The organism is Rhizobium sp. Leaf341 (genome assembly GCF_001424325.1).
GTDB lineage: Bacteria > Pseudomonadota > Alphaproteobacteria > Rhizobiales > Rhizobiaceae > Ferranicluibacter.
In genome coordinates this window covers 749868-766798 of the sequence record NZ_LMPE01000003.1, presented here as the reverse complement: position 1 = coordinate 766798, position 16931 = coordinate 749868, and the positions used below count along the sequence as shown (strand labels likewise).

General features: G+C 62.4%; 18 protein-coding genes and 1 tRNA gene. 8 read left to right on the top strand and 11 right to left on the bottom strand.

The window, feature by feature from the left end:
* Nucleotides 1-101: 101 nt before the first annotated feature.
* Nucleotides 102-1253 carry a sensor histidine kinase gene (locus ASG03_RS05185; protein ID WP_062692654.1) on the top strand — a complete coding sequence of 384 codons (1152 nt, stop codon included), beginning with the start codon at nucleotides 102-104 and terminating at the stop codon, nucleotides 1251-1253.
* A gap of 28 nt (nucleotides 1254-1281) precedes the next feature.
* Here the strand turns inward: ASG03_RS05185 and dapD are convergent, their stop codons facing one another.
* Nucleotides 1282-2139, bottom strand: a complete 858-nt coding sequence (gene dapD / locus ASG03_RS05180) for a 2,3,4,5-tetrahydropyridine-2,6-dicarboxylate N-succinyltransferase (RefSeq protein ID WP_062470761.1) — start codon at nucleotides 2137-2139, stop codon at nucleotides 1282-1284.
* Between the two features lie 164 nt (nucleotides 2140-2303).
* Between dapD and ASG03_RS05175 the strand changes: the two genes are divergently transcribed.
* Together ASG03_RS05175 and ASG03_RS05170 are read left to right on the top strand one after the other, a co-directional pair.
* Nucleotides 2304-3203, top strand: a complete 900-nt coding sequence (locus tag ASG03_RS05175; RefSeq protein WP_062692652.1) for an LOG family protein — start codon at nucleotides 2304-2306, stop codon at nucleotides 3201-3203.
* Nucleotides 3204-3292: 89 nt separating this feature from the next.
* A complete protein-coding gene (locus tag ASG03_RS05170; RefSeq protein ID WP_062692649.1) occupies nucleotides 3293-3709 on the top strand; it encodes a pyridoxamine 5'-phosphate oxidase family protein in 417 nt (138 codons plus the stop codon).
* Between the two features lie 96 nt (nucleotides 3710-3805).
* On the opposite strand, the gene ASG03_RS05165 is transcribed toward ASG03_RS05170, so the two are convergent.
* From ASG03_RS05165 to argB, 3 genes are all read right to left on the bottom strand, one after another.
* Nucleotides 3806-4324, bottom strand: coding sequence for an EF-hand domain-containing protein (locus ASG03_RS05165; protein ID WP_062692648.1), 519 nt, complete (start codon nucleotides 4322-4324; stop codon nucleotides 3806-3808).
* A 180-nt stretch (nucleotides 4325-4504) separates the two neighbouring features.
* Nucleotides 4505-5218, bottom strand: a complete 714-nt coding sequence (locus ASG03_RS05160) for a pyrimidine 5'-nucleotidase (protein ID WP_062692646.1) — start codon at nucleotides 5216-5218, stop codon at nucleotides 4505-4507.
* Nucleotides 5219-5271: 53 nt separating this feature from the next.
* Complete coding sequence (gene argB / locus ASG03_RS05155) at nucleotides 5272-6159, bottom strand: acetylglutamate kinase (RefSeq protein WP_062692644.1); 888 nt, start codon at nucleotides 6157-6159, stop codon at nucleotides 5272-5274.
* A 237-nt stretch (nucleotides 6160-6396) separates the two neighbouring features.
* On the opposite strand from argB, the gene ASG03_RS05150 reads away from it, so the two are divergent.
* Both ASG03_RS05150 and msrB read left to right on the top strand, forming a co-directional pair.
* Nucleotides 6397-7140, top strand: coding sequence for an anti-sigma factor (locus ASG03_RS05150; RefSeq protein ID WP_162241359.1), 744 nt, complete (start codon nucleotides 6397-6399; stop codon nucleotides 7138-7140).
* Nucleotides 7141-7275: 135 nt separating this feature from the next.
* Nucleotides 7276-7770 (top strand): peptide-methionine (R)-S-oxide reductase MsrB, encoded by a 495-nt coding sequence (gene msrB, locus ASG03_RS05145; protein ID WP_062470740.1) that lies wholly within the window; start codon nucleotides 7276-7278, stop codon nucleotides 7768-7770.
* Between the two features lie 64 nt (nucleotides 7771-7834).
* On the opposite strand, the gene yihA is transcribed toward msrB, so the two are convergent.
* The 4 genes from yihA to rpmH all read right to left on the bottom strand — a co-directional run bounded on the left by yihA (nucleotide 7835) and on the right by rpmH (nucleotide 11090).
* Nucleotides 7835-8488 carry a ribosome biogenesis GTP-binding protein YihA/YsxC gene (gene yihA / locus ASG03_RS05140; protein ID WP_062470737.1) on the bottom strand — a complete coding sequence of 218 codons (654 nt, stop codon included), beginning with the start codon at nucleotides 8486-8488 and terminating at the stop codon, nucleotides 7835-7837.
* Between the two features lie 161 nt (nucleotides 8489-8649).
* Nucleotides 8650-10476, bottom strand: coding sequence for a membrane protein insertase YidC (gene yidC, locus ASG03_RS05135; protein WP_082475538.1), 1827 nt, complete (start codon nucleotides 10474-10476; stop codon nucleotides 8650-8652).
* Nucleotides 10473-10871, bottom strand: coding sequence for a ribonuclease P protein component (gene rnpA / locus ASG03_RS05130; protein WP_062470732.1), 399 nt, complete (start codon nucleotides 10869-10871; stop codon nucleotides 10473-10475). The genes yidC and rnpA overlap by 4 nt, the downstream gene beginning before the upstream one ends.
* Nucleotides 10872-10952: 81 nt before the next feature.
* Entirely contained in the window at nucleotides 10953-11090 is a 138-nt protein-coding gene (gene rpmH / locus ASG03_RS05125; protein WP_037104763.1) for a 50S ribosomal protein L34, read from the bottom strand.
* 366 nt (nucleotides 11091-11456) lie between these two features.
* On the opposite strand from rpmH, the gene ASG03_RS05120 reads away from it, so the two are divergent.
* The 3 genes from ASG03_RS05120 (at nucleotide 11457) to ASG03_RS05110 (ending at nucleotide 15482) form a co-directional block, all read left to right on the top strand.
* Nucleotides 11457-13565, top strand: coding sequence for a methyl-accepting chemotaxis protein (locus tag ASG03_RS05120; protein ID WP_062692640.1), 2109 nt, complete (start codon nucleotides 11457-11459; stop codon nucleotides 13563-13565).
* Between the two features lie 198 nt (nucleotides 13566-13763).
* Nucleotides 13764-15245 carry a sensor histidine kinase gene (locus ASG03_RS05115; protein WP_062692639.1) on the top strand — a complete coding sequence of 494 codons (1482 nt, stop codon included), beginning with the start codon at nucleotides 13764-13766 and terminating at the stop codon, nucleotides 15243-15245.
* A gap of 160 nt (nucleotides 15246-15405) precedes the next feature.
* Nucleotides 15406-15482, top strand: a tRNA-Arg gene (locus ASG03_RS05110).
* Between the two features lie 58 nt (nucleotides 15483-15540).
* Here ASG03_RS05110 and ASG03_RS21760 read toward each other — a convergent pair.
* The 3 genes from ASG03_RS21760 to ASG03_RS05100 form a co-directional block, all read right to left on the bottom strand.
* Entirely contained in the window at nucleotides 15541-15693 is a 153-nt protein-coding gene (locus ASG03_RS21760) for a hypothetical protein (RefSeq protein WP_200934681.1), read from the bottom strand.
* A 50-nt stretch (nucleotides 15694-15743) separates the two neighbouring features.
* Complete coding sequence (locus ASG03_RS05105; RefSeq protein WP_062692636.1) at nucleotides 15744-16232, bottom strand: DUF1810 domain-containing protein; 489 nt, start codon at nucleotides 16230-16232, stop codon at nucleotides 15744-15746.
* Nucleotides 16233-16313: 81 nt separating this feature from the next.
* Nucleotides 16314-16910, bottom strand: a complete 597-nt coding sequence (locus ASG03_RS05100) for an IMPACT family protein (RefSeq protein WP_062470724.1) — start codon at nucleotides 16908-16910, stop codon at nucleotides 16314-16316.
* Between the last annotated feature and the right edge of the window lie 21 nt (nucleotides 16911-16931).

Here is a 16931-nt window from a genome sequence, read left to right as displayed (position 1 = left end):
GGGCCTTGCAGGCGTTCTGCGCCCCGTCGCGCCCATTGCTTGCGGGATTGCGAAAGGCTACTTTCGCGATCCGTCAAACCCTTTGTTCCGAGAGTGTACCGTTGCCCGATCTGGCCGCCGAATCCGTCGAACTGGTCTCCAAGATCGATGCCGTCCCAAAAGTTCTCGATGTCGTCTGTCGCGTGACGGGGATGGGCTTTGCCGCTGTCGCCCGTGTCACGGAAGACCGGTGGATTGCCTGCGATGTTCTCGACAAGATCGACTTCGGACTTTCTCCGGGCAAGGAACTGGCCATCGAGACGACCATCTGCAACGAGATTCGCGATCACCGCAAGGTGGTCATCATCGAGCACGTTGCCGAGGATCCGGACTTCGCCCATCACCACACGCCGGCGCAATATGGCTTTCAAAGCTATATCTCGGCGCCGATCCTTCTCTCGGATGGCTCCTTCTTCGGGACACTCTGCGCAATCGATCCTGCGCCGAACAAGCTGAACACGCCTGAGATCGTCGACATGTTCCGGCTGTTCGCCGAACTGATCGCCTTTCATGTCGATGCCCGCCGCAAGATGGAGCAGGACCGCCAGGCCAACGAGCTGCGCGAGCAGTTCATTGCCGTTCTCGGCCATGATTTGCGCAATCCCCTGGCCTCGATCGATGCGGGCACGCGCATGCTTGCCCGAACGGAGCTCAGCGACAAATCCAAGACGGTGGTCGATCTCATGCGTGCCAGCGTCGTGCGCATGTCAGGCCTCATCGACAATGTTCTGGATTTTGCACGCGGACGCCTGGGTGGCGGGCTTGCCGTGGAGCAGGCCGAGCGCGTACCGCTACGCCCGGTTCTGGAGCATGTCGTTGCCGAGCTCAGCATCGCCAATCCGGGCCGGCCGATCGAAACGGATCTCAGCGATTGCCTCGTGCGTTGCGATGAAGGCCGCATGGGTCAGCTCGTGTCCAACCTCGTCGCCAATGCCCTGACGCATGGAACTGCCGATCGTCCCATCCGGGTCAGGACCGCGCAAGTCGGGCGCGAGTTCGTCGTCTCCGTCACGAACTCCGGCAAACCGATCCCGCATGCGGTACAGCGCGACCTGTTCAAGCCTTTCGTGCGTGCCACGGTCGAGCACGGCCGCGAGGGTCTGGGGCTCGGGCTCTATATCGCCTCGGAAATCGTCAAGGCCCATAACGGCACGATCGAGGTGACGTCGAGCGAGGCGGAAACCTGCTTCACCTGCCGGATTCCGCTGAGTTAGGCAAAGTTGCTGCCGTGCTGGGTGACGATCAGTCGCGCAGCAGCTCGTTGATCCCGGTCTTCGAACGGGTCTTCTCATCGACGCGCTTGACGATCACGGCGCAATAGAGGGCCGGGGCCGGCTGGCCGTTGCCCATCAGCTTGTCAGAGGCCAGTGCCCCGGCAACGACGACGGAGTAGGGCGGGACTTCGCCATAGGTGATCTCGCCTGTGGCGCGATCGACGATCCGGGTCGACTTGCCGATGAAGACGCCCATGCCGAGGACGGAGCCTTCCCGGATAATGCAACCCTCCACGACTTCAGAGCGAGCGCCGATGAAGCAATTGTCTTCGATGATCGTCGGACCCGCCTGCATGGGCTCGAGAACGCCGCCAATGCCGACGCCTCCCGACAGGTGCACATGGGCGCCGATCTGCGCGCAGGATCCGACGGTGGCCCAGGTATCGACCATCGTGCCCTCGCCGACATAGGCGCCGAGGTTGACGAAGGACGGCATCAGGATGGCGTTCGGCGCGATGTAGGCCGAGCGGCGCACGACGCAGTTGGGTACGGCGCGGAAACCGGCATTCTCGAATTCGTTTGCACTCCAGCCGTCGAACTTGGAGGGAACCTTGTCCCACCAGGTCGACCCGCCCGGGCCTCCCTTGACGATCTCCATCGGGTTGAGACGGAAGGACAGAAGAACCGCCTTCTTCAGCCACTGGTTGACCGTCCAGTTGCCGTCTGCTCCGCGTTCCGCAACACGCACCTTGCCGCTGTCGAGAAGGTTCAGGGCCGATTCCACGGCATCGCGAATCTCGCCTTTCGTGCCGGTCGTCACCGTATCGCGGTTGTCGAAGGCGGTCTCGATCGTGGAGGCGAGAGAGGCAAGATCGTGGGAGGTCATCGCAAATCCTAAAAGCCGGGCTGTATCCAACGCTGTAGAGCATGATGCCCGAGATTTGAAGCGTTTTTCGGTTGCGGTGCGCCGGGAGGCGCGGTCTATGTCTCGATCATACATGATGAGATTCGCCGGTCGCTGCCGCGGCAGGCGTGGGAGACGAGATCCTGATGACACGGATGAAGAAGCGGAATTTGCGGCGCAAGGATGGGGTCTGGGACCCGCTTGCAGACAGCGCCCAAGCGCGCGCCCGCGCGGCAAGCGTCGAAAAGACGCCGCAGTCCGTCTCGCCGTCCTACCGTCTGGCCTATGCCGACGAAGATTTCCTGTGCCGCGAGGAATTGCGGCCGATCCGCCTGCAGCTCGAACTGCTGAAAACGGAGATGATGCTCGCGGAGCGCGGCATCACGTCCACGGTGGTCATGTTCGGTGGTGCGCGTATCCCCGAGCCCGGCAAGGATGCATGGGCAGCCAAGAACGAGACCCAGCGCGCAAACTTGACGGCAGCTTCGGTCTATTACGACGAGGCCCGCAAGTTCGCACGGCTCTGCTCGGAGCATTCGGCCCAATCGGATTTCAAGGAATTCGTCGTCGTCACCGGTGGGGGCCCCGGTGTGATGGAGGCCGGCAATCGCGGGGCGGCCGATGTCGGCGCGCCGTCGATCGGGCTTAACATCGTCCTGCCGCACGAACAGGCGCCGAACCCCTACGTCACGCCGGAGCTCAGCTTCAATTTCCACTATTTTGCAATCCGCAAGATGCACTTCCTTGTGCGTGCCAAGGCCGTGACGGTCTTTCCGGGCGGCTTTGGAACGCTCGATGAACTGTTCGAAACGATGACGCTGATGCAGACCGGGCGCATGGCGCTGGTCCCCCTCATCCTGTTCGGCGAGAAGTTCTGGCGCTCGATCGTCGATTTCGATGCGCTTGCCGCATTCGGCACGATTGCGCCTGGCGACGTCGATCTCATCCAGTTCGTCGATACCGCCGACGAGGCTTGGGACATCATTGCCCGCTTCTATGGCAGCGTCGATCCTGCATCCCTGCCGCTCGCCTCCGGCGAACGATAACGCGTCTGCGCGCACACGATCGGACGATGCACGAAGCAACAAGTTGGACGGGCCCGCGTTCTCCTCTGTCACCAAGAGGAGAACCATCCATGACGAACAAGGCCCTGTCCGATCTCGCCCAAAAGATGCGCGACATCGATATCTGCATGCTCTCGACCCACACGGACGGCGGTGCAATCGCCGGTCGTCCGATGAGCAACAATCGTGAAGTCGAGTACGACGGCACGTCGTTCTATTTCACGCTGGAAGACACGCGCACGGTCGACGATATCAAGGCCAATCCCAAAGTCGCTCTGGCCTTTCAGGGCGCCAAGGCGTTTCTGGTCGCCGTCGAAGGCAAAGCCGATCTGATCCGGGACAAGGAAGCGTTCAAGGAGCACTGGTCTGCGGATATCGACAAGTGGTTTGCCGACGGCATCGATACCAAGGGTCTGGTGCTGATCAAGGTCGTTGCCGAACGGGCCCATTACTGGGATGGCGAAGACGAAGGCGAAGTCACGCTGTAAGCTGCGCAAGCAGGCGAACCACGAATGAAAAATGCCCCGTCGCCGGGGCATTTCCATTTCTCGGATGCGGGTTTTTTAGGTCCGTGCCGAACCGGATCAGATCTTGCGGGTCAAGTCGGCTGCGTCGATAAAGCCATCCGCGTTCGTGTCCCGCATCTTGAAGCGCTTGTCCGCGGCGGCCGTCACCTCGGCAAGCGACAGTGAGCCGTTCTTGTCGGTGTCGGCGCGCTTGAACATCCGCTGGCTCATCGCCGGCAGCATGGCCGGTCGCATCTCCTGCAGCTTGGCGCGCAGTTCCTGACGTTCCGGACCCTTGTCCGCCTTGCGCATCTCGGCGCGGGCCGCCTTGATGGCGTCGCGCTTGGCCTTCACCTCTTCCGGCGTGACCTGCCCGTTCTTGTCTGCATCGAAGGCGGCAAAGACGCGCGATGCGGCGGCATCGGCCTCGGCACGAGAAACCTTGCCATCCTTGTCGGTGTCCAGTCTCTTGATCATCCATTCGGCACGCTGTTCGCGCGTCGGGCCATCATGCTTGGCGGCAAACGATGGTGTCGCAAGGGCAGATGCGGCGATGGCCATGGCGGAGAGGCCGAGGATAAGGGTTTTCTTGGTCATGAGTCGTCCTTGTCTTCTCGCACGCGCCGGCATCCCGACAGGCGGGATATGGCCACGTGCTGTGTCGGGGGAGCGGTGCCGTTTTATGGGAGCGGCTGACCGCAGCGTGTCGTCCCTGAAGACAAGGATAGAGAATACGTTGCCGGGTGCCAGTTAAACTTCGGTAATGAAACCGGACGGCTAGGCCGAAGGCACGAGCTGCTTCAGGAAGCCTGCAAGGTCTTCCGTCACGAAGTCGATATCCGTGTTTCCGTCCTCGCTCTGTTCCCAGGCTTCCGCAAACGCGTATTCGAAGTTCTGCGGGACTAGAAGAACGGTCGTCATGCCCAAGGCCTTCGGCACCGCAAGATTGCGCGGCAGATCCTCGAACATGGCGGCATGCCGGGTATCGACGCGGTTGAGGCTCATGAACTTGTCGTAGGTCGCGCCGGCGGGCTTCGGAACGTAGTCGGCCGCGACGATGTCGAAGATGTCGTCGAAGTGATCGAGGATGCCGAGCGCCCGGGCAGCCATTTCGGCATGCACCACCGTCCCGTTGGTGAAGATGAACTTGCGCCCCGGCAGAGCCTTGATCGCCTCGCCCAGAGCCGGATCGGGCGGAATGACATTATAGTCGATCGCGTGGGCCTTCTGCAGGAAGTCGTTCGGGTCGATGCCGTGGTGAACCATCAAGCCCTTCAGCGTTGTGCCGTGATCGCGATAATACTGTTTCTGCAGGATCTTGGCTTCAGCCGGCTCCATCTGGAGCAGATCTGCGACGAAAGCCGTCATGTTGCGGTCGATCTGCGAAAACAGATTGACGCGGTGCGGATAGAGCGTGTTGTCCATGTCGAACACCCACTCGGTGACGTGGGCGAAATCGTCGATGGTCGGCAGTCTGTCGATGGAGCGCATGCCCGCCTTATGCCATGCATGGACGGGCCTGCCTACCGTGAAAACGCTCAGTCTTACGGAACGATCAGTGTTCCCGCGCCATGCTCCGTGAAGATCTCGAGCAGCACCGAATGGGCCGTCTTGCCGTTGAGGATGACGACGCCTTGAACGCCGGCCTTGATGGCCTCGATGCACGTTTCGACCTTGGGGATCATGCCACCGGAAATCGTGCCATCGGCGATCAGGGCCAAGGCCTCGGACACGGAGAGTTCCTTGATCAGCTCCTTGTTCTTGTCGAGCACGCCGGGAACGTCGGTCAGGAACAGGAGACGCGTCGCGTTGAGCGCGCCGGCAATGGCACCGGCAAAGGTATCGGCATTGATGTTGTAGGTCGCGCCGTCGCGGCCGGGCGCAACCGGGGCAATGACGGGGATCATCTCGGAACGCGCCAGGAGGTCGAGCAACGTGCGGTCGACCTCGACCACCTCGCCGACGAAGCCGAGATCGAGAACCCGCTCGATGTTGCTGTCGGGATCGATGATCGTCTTCTTGGCCTTTTCCGCAAAGACCATGTTGCCGTCCTTGCCGCAGAGGCCGATCGCCCATTCGCCCGTCTGGTTGATGAGCGCCACGATCTCCTTGTTGATCGATCCGGCAAGCACCATCTCGACGATCTCGACGGTCTTGGCATCGGTGACGCGCAGGCCGCCCTCGAATTTGGATTCGATGCCCATCTTGCTAAGCATGGCGCCGATCTGCGGGCCGCCACCGTGAACGACGATGGGGTTGACGCCGGACTGCTTGAGAAGGGCGATGTCGGCGGCGAAAGCCTTCCCGAGTTCCGGGTCGCCCATGGCATGTCCGCCATATTTCACGACGATCGTCTTGTTCTCATAACGCTGCATGTAGGGCAGGGCCTGGGCAAGAAGACGGGCCTGGATTTCGCTTTCAGATGGGGACATGTCGGAAACCTTCGGGATCGATGCGGATGCTGTTTAGCGCAAGTCTTTTCGCGGGGGAATGATCGGGAGGCAAGATAACGGCATGATGACAGCCGGAAAGTGCAACGCGTCGCGTCGTCACGGGGGCGAACATGAGCCTGTGGCGTAAAAGCCATGGAAAATGCGTCGAACCATGCGTATGATCCCGACGATCATCCGCTTGGCATGGCCGCGGTTCTAGGCGAGCACATTGACATCATGACGACAGAAAATGCGAAGAGTGGCGATTCCCGCCTCGATCAGGTGATTGCCGGCGAATACGTGCTGGGCGTTCTTTCCCCGGAGGATCGCCAGAAGGTCGAGGCGCGCATGACGCTCGATCGCAATTTTGCAGCCATGGTGGATCATTGGCGCAGCAACATGCTGACGGTCGACCAGACGCCGCGGCCGACCCGTCGCGCTCCGCGCCGCGTGTCTCCCTTTGCCGAGCCGCTGGCCGCGCGTCCCCGCCCGCAACGAGAGCGCGTCCCGGTCTTCAACGCGGCCATCTGGAATTCCGCTGCCTTCTGGCGCGGCGTTGCCTGCATTGCGGTCGTTGGGCTCGTGGCAACGGGTGTCTCGCAGACCGGTCTTTTTGCGGCATCGCCGACACGCGGCGTGGCCACGAGCCTCCCCCTCGTCGCAGGCTCCGATCTGGCGCTGACCGCCCGGTACGACAATGACAGCGGTCGCCTACGGCTGGCGCCGGTGGCTGCGGGTGCGAGCACGGCAGGCGTCGCCGACGCGAAGTCCATCCAGATTTGGCTGACGCCCGAAGGCAGCGAACCCGTCTCTCTCGGGGTGGTCAACAGGAACAGCCACGGCGAGATCGTCGTGCCCAAGGCAGCACGGACCCGTCTGCGGGATGGTGCCCCGGTCATGGTCAGCCTCGAGCCGGCCGGCGGTTCCCCAACCGGCGCGCCGACGGGCAAGGTGCTCGCCAGCGGCATTGTCGGTCGTTGAGTTTTCGTGTTTGCGCCTGCGCTTAAACTTCGCGATCGATCCTCACGCGGGTTTGATCGGTCTGCTGCTTTCTGAATGGTGCCGACAGGCGTAGAACACCTCCCGTAGGCACTCTATGGCCTGCAAGGAGGTTTCATGCTCAGCCGTCGCTTCTTTCTCTTGACCGGGACAGCCGGTCTCGCCGCTTTTGCTTTGAAAAACCATGTCGCCCCGTCTGCCGCCGCCGAGACGTTTGCGGTCACGAAAACGGATGCCGAGTGGAAGGCAATGCTCGGGGACGAGCAATACCGCATCCTGCGGCATGAAGACACCGAACGTCCGTTCACGAGCGCGCTCAACGAAGAGAAGCGCAAGGGCACGTTCCAGTGTGCCGGTTGCGCCTTGCCGGTCTATTCCTCGGAAACGAAATTCGATAGCGGCACAGGCTGGCCAAGCTTCTGGGAGGCGTTGCCGAATGCCGTGGGAACCCGCACCGATACGTCATTCATGATGGTGCGGACGGAATGTCACTGCAGTCGCTGCGGTGGGCATCTCGGCCACATCTTTGATGATGGCCCGAAGCCGACTGGCAAGCGACACTGCATCAACGGCCTGTCGATGACGTTCGTGCCGGGCACGGCGCCGGCCTGACAGTCCCTGTTGTTGGCCTTCCAGGCGCGGCGAACGGCCGCGCCTAGGACATGTCTAGAGAATATCAGTTCCTGATTGCGGTCAGGATGGCCGCGCGCAATTCGTCGAGGCCTTCGCCTTTTTCCGACGATGTCGCGACGATTTCCGGGAACGCGGCCGGGCGCTTGCGGATTTTTTCCAGCGTGTCGGCCATCAGATGCGGCACCGCACCCGCCTTGATCTTGTCTGTCTTCGTCAAGACAACCTGATAGGACACGGCGGCCTTGTCGAGAAGCGACAGCACGTCGTCGTCGTTCTTCTTGATGCCGTGACGGCTGTCGATCAGGACATAGACCCGCTTCAACGTGGCCCGGCCGCGCAGATAGTCGAAAACCAGTTTCGTCCAGGCGTCTACATGCGCCTTGGGCGCCTGCGCATAGCCGTAACCTGGCATGTCGATGAGAGCCATCGGCGGCAGGTCGCCCTCGGCGCCCGAATACCCGTCCGGCACGAAGTAGTTGAGCTCCTGTGTCCGTCCCGGGGTGTTGGAGGTCCGTGCCAGCCCCTTCTGTCCAACGAGGGCATTGATCAGCGAGGACTTGCCGACGTTCGAGCGTCCGGCAAAGGCGATTTCCGTCGGTCCTTCCGGCGGCAGAAACTCCATGGAGGGAACGCCGCGAATGAAGATCCAGGGATTGCCGAACATCGGCTTTTCGTCGTTCAGGGCGGTGTCGGTCATCGGCGGATCCCTTAGAGCGCTGCGCGTTCGATCGAAAGCGCGAAGGTCGCTCTGGACTTTGAAATGGAGCGTTTCACCTGCAGTCAGGTCGCCTGAAGAGTGAATGCTATCGGCGGAAAAGAAAACCCCGGGCTTGCGGCCCGGGGCGGGATGGTCGGTTGCTATTTCGCGGGTTTGGGTTTTCGCGAGAACACGCCCTTGATGTTGTCGATCAGCTCGATCTTGACGCCGTGCCGCTTCATGATGAAGGCCTGCTGGATCACCGACAGCGTGTTGTTCCACGCCCAGTAGATCACGAGACCCGCAGGGAAGCTTGACAGCATGAAGGTGAAGACAACCGGCATCCAGGTGAAGAGCATTGCCTGGGTCGGATCGGGCGGCGTCGGATTCATGCGCATCTGCAGGAACATCGTGACACCCATGATCAAGGGCCAGACGCCGATCATCAGTGCGTGCGGGACGCTATAGGGCAGAAGGCCGAACAGGTTGAACAGCGACGTCGGGTCCGGCGCGGACAGATCCTGGATCCAGCCGAAGAACGGCGCATGCCGCATTTCGATCGTGACGTAGATGACCTTGTAGAGCGCGAAGAACACGGGGATCTGCAGGAGGATCGGCCAGCACCCGGCAATCGGGTTGATCTTTTCTTCCTTGTAGAGCGCCATCATGGCCTGCTGCATGCCCATCCGGTCATCGCCGAACTTCTTCTTCATTTCCTCCATCTTCGGCTGGATCTTCTTCATGTTCGCCATGGACGCGTATTGCTTGCTGGCCAGCGGGAAGAAGAGGGCCTTGACGACGATGGTGGTGAGAAGGATGGCGACGCCGAAATTGCCGAAGAAGCGGAAGAAGAAGTCCATCAGCTTGAACATCGGCTTGGTGATGAAATAGAACCAGCCCCAGTCGATCAGGAGATCGAACTTCGGAATATTGTAGCTCGCCTCATAGCCATCGACCAGCGGCACCTGCTTGGCACCGGCGAAGACGAGGTTGTTCAGCGTCGTCGTCTGGCCGGGGGCCACGGTGATGGCATCCTGCTTGTAATCGGCCTGATAACGCGGGCGACCATCGGTAAAATGCGCAAAGCGCGTCTCGTAGGGCGTCGCCTGCGGCGGAATGATGGTCGCGGCCCAATACTTGTCGGTGATGCCGAGCCAGCCGCCGGTCGTCTTGCCGGGCTGTGCCGGCGCGTTGTCCTCGACCTTCTTGTAGCTCACCTCTTCGAGGCCGTGCTCCCCGATGACGCCGATGAAACCTTCATGCAGAACGTACACGCTGGGTGTCGCCGGCTTGTTGAAGCGGGTAACGCGGCCATAGGTGGACAGCGCGATCGGCGCGCCGGTCGGGTTCTGGATCGTGTCGTCGATCTTGAACATGAAGTGGTCGTCAACGGAGATGACGCGCGTGAAGACCACGCCCTTCTCGTTTGTATAGGTCAGCGTGACCGGCGTTTCCGTGGTCAGCTTTGCGCCTTCGGAGGCTGTCCACACGGTGGACGGTCCGGGAACGGCGCCGGTGGAGGCATCACCGACATAGCCGATTTCGGTGAAGTAGCCGTCCGGCGTCTCCGCGGGGCTGAAGAGGGTAATGATCGGGCTGCGGTCGTCGACCGTCTCGTGATACTCCCGCAGCTTCAGGTCGTCGAGGCGCGCGCCAGTGAGGTTGATCGAGCCGGAAAGCGCCTTCGTGTCGATGACGACGCGGGCAGACCGTGTAATGGCTTCGTCACGCGAGGCGCCCTGGGGCACTGCGCCGGGAACGGCCGTCGCTGCACCCGGAACAGCGCCCGCTGTGGCACCGGGGATCGAGCCGTCCGTGGTTGCGGCAGGGGTCTGCTGCGCCTGCTGCTGGGTCTGCTGGGCTTGCGCGGCTTCCTGAGCGACGCGTTCGCGCTCCATCTTCGGATTGATGTAGAGGAACTGCCAGGCGATGAGGATCAGCACCGACAGGCCGATCGCGATGAAATAGTTGCGGTTCTTGTCCATCATTCTTTCCTGGAGCCGGCCGGCGGCCGTGCCTGTTTCTGCCTGCCTTCGAGAGGGGCTTCGATTCGCGTAGCGAGCATCTTAGCCAGTCGGTCGAAGGGGACGCCAAGCACCTCGCGGCGGGCGACAATCACATAATCGTGGCCGGGTTTCATTGCAAACGCGGCTTGGAGCCTGACGGCCTCGCGCAGGCGGCGGCGCATGCGGTTCCGTTCCACCGCATTGCCATGCTTCTTCGTCACCGTGAAACCGACGCGGGCGGGCTCGTCAGCCGCCTGTCTGTCGAGCACCTCGAGCAGAAAGGTGGAACCCTTCCGCTTCTCGCCGGCGCGCACGGCAAGAAACTGCGGCCGGCTTTTCAGCCGCCCGACAGTCGATTTGGGATTACCTGACGTCATGCGTCTGGGATCTCTTGTCACCGGCGGCCTCCGCCAAGGCAGGCGTGCCGGCTGTGGCGACGGCGCGGACGCCGTATGCCATTAGGCCGAAAGACGCTTGCGGCCGCGCGCGCGACGGGCAACGATGACCTTGCGGCCGCCCTTGGTGGCAATGCGTGCACGGAAGCCGTGGCGACGCTTGCGAACAAGCTTCGAGGGTTGGTAGGTACGCTTTGTCATTTATTTTAATACCGCGGTGTGCGGCCCTTCTTGGGTTTGCTTCCTTAAGCAAGCAGCGTTTCTGTCAAGGCACGGCAGAGCCGGCGAGCACGGAGCTCACCCGCCATTTCGTTCCCGGACGTGCGGCGGCTTATAAGAATAAAAGCGTCAAAGTCAATTGCCGGCCCCGGATAACCGCGTTTTCACGCAGAAGGGGATCGCTTGTGTCCTCTGCGCCATCCCTTCGCCGGCCGATTTCGGAGGAGACGCTACCCCGGATTTGGCCGATCCCGGTACTACGTTATTAACTACTTACCGATATTTTCCCCGAAGAATGCAGGGGCGGGGTGATCTCCTGTGGGTAAAGCCGTCGGAGGAACGCGTGCCATGCGCATAAGCGGTAAGATTTCGTTGATCGTCATTGTCATGAGCGCGGTTACGCTCGTCGTTGCCGGAATGGCCCTGGCCGTCGTGCATCGCTACGACAGCCAGCTCGAAGCCTTCAAGGCGGCCTCCGAGCGCGCTTATAATGGCGAAAAGCTCAATCGTCTCGTGACCGCCGTCGTCATGGATGCGCGTGGCATCTATGCGGCGCCCTCGGCGGAAAAAGCTGCGCCTTTCGCGGAAGGCGTTTTGAAAACGCTCGATAAGATTGACGCCTTGACGGCCGAATGGCGCCCGCTGGTCCTGGCTGCCGATCTCCCGGCATTCGATGCGGTCGTGACGCGCGCCGCCGAATTCCGCACGTTCCGGACCGAGACCGCACGCCTTGCCCGAGAGGTCTCCGTCCAGGCGGCCAACGAGCAGGGCAACAACGACAAGAATCGCGCCAACCGGAAGGCTTTCCAGGCCGAGATCGATGCGGTCGTCGCCAAGGATAAGGCAGATCTCGCGGCCATCCAGGCGGAGATCGACGGTATCGGCAGGCAGATGACCATCATGATCGTCGGCACGGCGTTCCTCGGTCTCGCCGCAGGTCTGCTGGCCGCCGCCGCCCTCGCCCGTCGCGAACTCAGCCGCCCCATTTCCGAACTGACCCGGTCGATGACGGCACTTGCCGGCGGCGACCTCGAGATCGATCTTCCCCAGTCCAAGCGTTCGGATGAGATCGGAGAGATGGCGCGTGCCGTCGAGGTCTTCCGCAGCAACGGCCTTTCGGCCCGTCGCGCCAGCACGGAAGACAGCGTTCTGCGCGAAAAGACGGCCGACCTGCAGGTCAGCATGTCGCATGTCGTCGAGGCCGCCGCTGCCGGCGACTTCTCTCGCCGCATCACGCGGACCTACGGCGACACAAGCCTCGACCGCTTTGCCGGCAACGTCAATGAGCTCGTCGCAGGTGTCGATCGCGGCATCGGCGAGACCGGTCGTGTCATTGCGCGTTTGGCGCAGGGCGACCTGACCCAGCCCATGACGGGCGACTTCCAGGGCGCCTTTGCCGAACTTCAGCGCAACGTGAACGAGGCCCTCTCCGTTCTTCAGAAAACGCTCGGCGAAGTCCGCTCGACGACGCTCGAGATTACGGGCAATTCGGGCGAACTCCGCTCGGCCACCGACGATCTGGCCAAGCGCACGGAACAGCAGGCTGCCTCGCTGGAGCAAACCTCGGCTTCCCTCGGCCAGATCACGGTGGCGGTACAGACGTCCACGGAGCGCGCGCACGAAGCCACCGTCATCGTGACGCAGGCCAAGGAAGCCGCCGCCCAGTCCGGCACCGTCGTGCGCAGCGCGGTCGACGCCATGGGCCGGATCGAGCAGGCCTCCAGCGAGATCGGCAAGATCACCAACGTGATCGATGAAATCGCGTTCCAGACCAACCTTCTGGCGCTCAATGCAGGGGTCGAGGCCGCGCGGGCAGGGGAGGCCGGCAAAGGCTTTGCCGTCGTTGCCCAGGAAGTGCGCGAACTCGCCCAGCGGGCCGCGAGCGCTGCCAAGGACATCAAGGGGCTCATCGCAAAGTCCGGCTCGGAAGTATCGACCGGCGTCCAGCTGGTCCAGGAAACCGGAAAGGTCCTCGGCGAGATCGAGAACCGGGTTCTGGCGATCACCGATCATATCCACTCCATTGCCACGGCCGCGCGGGAGCAGGCCACCAGCCTTGGCGAGGTATCCTCGGCTGTCAACCAGATGGACAAGGTGACACAGCAGAATGCCGCGATGGTGCAGGAGGCGAATGCCGCCACGCACCGGCTTTCCACCGAAGCCGAAACCCTCGCGCAGATGATCGAGCACTTCCGGCTCGACCAGGCCCAACCTGTTGCCGCTTACGCAGCCGCACAGGCGCGAACCGGCGCTCCGGCCACGCCGTCCCGGCCGACACCTGTAAAGGCCGTTGCATCCCGCACGCCGGCGCCGAAGGCCGCCACCGCAACTGCGCGTCCGGTCGCCTCGCCGGCCCGCAAGATGATGGGATCCGTCGCGCGCGCTTTCTCCGCAGGCTCGGCCAGTCACGCAGCACCGGCGCCAGCCGCCTCGCAGGATAACTGGGAGGAATTCTGACCGGACAGAGGAGGTCCGGACGCACCGCTGCCCGAGCGGCGGTGCCACGGCCTCCGCCGGAAAGCCCCGCTGGTATGTCGTCGCCGGCAAACCTTGGAGGCTTCGGGTTGGATATTCGGCTTGGGTGACCTATAATCGCGTGCATGCGTCGTCGATCGGCCGTTTGTGTCCGCGCGTCGGACGCCATGGGAACGCTGAATGTCGATCGACGCCATGAAGGAAACGGCTCTGGATGAGCCGCAGCTGCGCTCGAGTTTCCTGCGCGGCCTTTCCGGCAAGCTCCTGCTGCTGACGATCCTCTTCGTCATGATCGCCGAAATCCTGATCTTCGTCCCCTCGGTCGCCAACATGCGGCTGCGCTGGATGCAGGACCGGCTGAACACGGCCGCGGCCGCTGCGGTCGTGGTCGACGGACTGCAGAACATGCAGCTCTCCGGGCCGGTGCGCGAGGATACGCTGATGGCGACGGGGACCAAGGCGATCGCCCTGCGTCGCGCCGAGGAATCGCGCCTGATCGCCGCCACCGAAATGCCGCCCGAGGTGGACGCGAAGTTCGACGTCGCCAACACCGGGGCCGCCGGCGCCATTCGCGATGCATTCGAGACATTGCTGTTCGGCGGCGACCGGACCATCCGCTTTTATGGACCGATCGGTGAAAGCGACACGCTGATCGAGCTCGTCATGGATGAACGCAGCCTGCGCAAGGCGATGCTCGTCTATGCCCGATCCGTCTTCCTCGTCTCCATCGGCATCTCGCTCTTTACTGCGACCTTGATCTTTCTCGTCATCAACCGGGTCATGATCGCGCCCATTCGCCGCATGACCGCGAGCATGCGGGACTTTGCCGAGGACCCCGCCGATCCCCGCCGCGTGATGGAGCCCCTGCCGGGTCAGGATGAACTCGCCATGGCCGGCCGACATCTCGCTGCCATGCAGACGCAGCTGCAGAAGACGCTCAAGCAACAGAAGAACCTCGCCGATCTCGGTCTTGCCGTGTCCAAGATCAACCATGACATGCGCAACATCCTGTCTTCCGCACAGCTTTTGTCCGATCGGCTGGCGGACGTGGACGATCCTGTCGTGAAGCGTTTCGCGCCGACTTTGCTGCGCACGATCGACCGCGCCGTCGGCTACACCAGCGAGGTCTTGGAATATGGCCGCACGACCGAGCCGGAACCCCGCCGCCGCTTTCTCGCTCTGCGCCCGCTGGTGGAGGATGTCGGCGACGTCCTGGCGATCGACCCGAAGTCCGGCATCGGCTTCACCATCGCGGTTCCTGAAGACCTGGAAGTCGATGCGGATGGCGAGCAGCTGTTTCGCGTCGTGCACAACATCTGCCGCAACGCCGTGCAGGCTTTGATGAACGAGAACGATCCCGGCAATCCGACGCGCACCGTGACGGTTTCGGCCATGCGCACCGGCAGCGTTGTCAGCATCACGGTGGACGATACCGGTCCCGGCATGCCGCGGAAGGCACGCGAGAACCTTTTCGCGGCCTTTCGCGGCTCGGCCCGCTCGGGCGGGACCGGGCTTGGCCTTGCGATCGCACGGGAACTCGTGCTTGCCCATGGCGGCACAATTGCGCTGGTCGAGAAGGCGACGCCCGGAACACTGTTCCGCATCGAACTTCCGGACCGGCCGGTGCCGCTCGATGCGTTCCGCTCGCAGACCCGAACCTGACGTCTTGCGTCCACGCATATCGGCGTCATCCGAAACACAAATGAATTCAAGGGCGTAAAAAATCGCTGTCACAAAATTCGGCAAATGTCCCGAATTTGGCTTGCATTCATTTTCCCCAGGCTTTAGAGGATCGCCACGCACACAGCAGACGCTGTTGCACGCACCCGTAGCTCAGCTGGATAGAGCATCAGACTACGAATCTGAGGGTCGGACGTTCGAATCGTTCCGGGTGCGCCATTCTCTCCCTTGACGTATATGCCCACGGAATTTGAAAACGAGACCGCGAAAGCTGTCGTCAGCGCTTCCCGTAGAGATCTTCCACCTTGTTGTCCTGTTGCTCTTTCTCTGTTCGCGACAGTCTGCGCTGCGTGGAAAGTCCGTAGGCAAGAGCAAGGCCGAGGATGGCTGCGCCACCGGCTGTGGCGAAAAGCCAGACGTAGTTTTCCATGTTCTTCTCCTTGAATGTGTCGGGATCGAAGCGGTGTTCCCGCTGACTGTTTATCGACCGCTGCCGGTTGCGGCATGAAGAGCGGCGGACCGGGCAGGGGCGGGCTTCAGCAGGTCCAGCGTGCGCACATCCGGCTTGCCGCCGAAATAGCGCTTGAGGGCGATCTGGAATGGGGCGGGGCTGCGTGTCGATGACGTGGCGGCTTGGGCGAAGAGCGTCATTGAGGAGCGGAACTTCAGATCGTCCGGGCTGGAGAAGATGGCCCGCGCCGTCAACGCGTCTTCGAGCGCGTTGACCGTCGTCGTGCACTCCAGCAGGCGGCTTCCGAGAACCGGGTGCGCGAGATACGCCTGGGCTTCCGCGAGACCTGAAATGGCAAAGTGTCGCGCGGTCGGCGAAGATCCCAACCCTTCGATTTGCGGAAAGACGAACCACATCCAGTGGGTTCGCTTGTCCCCGGCTGCAAGTTCGTCCAACGCTTGGTGATAGAGGCGCGATTGCGCGTCGATGAAGCGGGCAAGGTGAAACGGATCTTTCATGGTCGTCTCCTGAATGTCAGGTAAGACTAACCAAATAGCGGCTGGTTTGTTCGCTCCGCGAACGTCCGATCGGCAGAACGGCTAGATCGGCGGGTCGTCTTCGAATGCGAGACACGCGCGGCCGCTCGTCACATCGCGTGTCAGCCGCCTCGCCGGGTCGCGCACGCTCTCGGGCACATCGACGGTCAGATCCGCGCCCGTCGCGATAAAGGCCTCGTCGACGACGACGGCGCCGAGGCTCGCCAGGCGCACCTTGACCAGCGGCAATTCCGAGAAGGTGACCCGCAGGGTACCACGCGCCATGGCGACATGCTCGACGCGTGGGGCCGAGTTCAGAGCCATGGCGGCCGTGCCGCCATAGGCGCGCATCAAGCCGCCGCTGCCGAGCAGGATCCCGCCGAACCAGCGGATGACGAGAACGACAACGTGATCGAGGCCCTGTCCGTCGATCGCCTGGAGGATGGGTTTGCCTGCTGTGCCGCCCGGTTCTCCGTCGTCGTTGAAGCGGTAGCTCTGCCCGATCCGCCACGCCCAGCAATTGTGCGTGGCCGACGCGTCCGACTGGGCCGCGATGAAGGCTCGCGCCTCCGCTTCGTCGGTCACAGGCGCAGCATGCGCCAGAAACCGGCTTTTTCGGATCTCCTGGGATAGGCTGTGTGGTCCTGCAAGGGTGAGCATGCCGCTTCCTACGCCAAACGT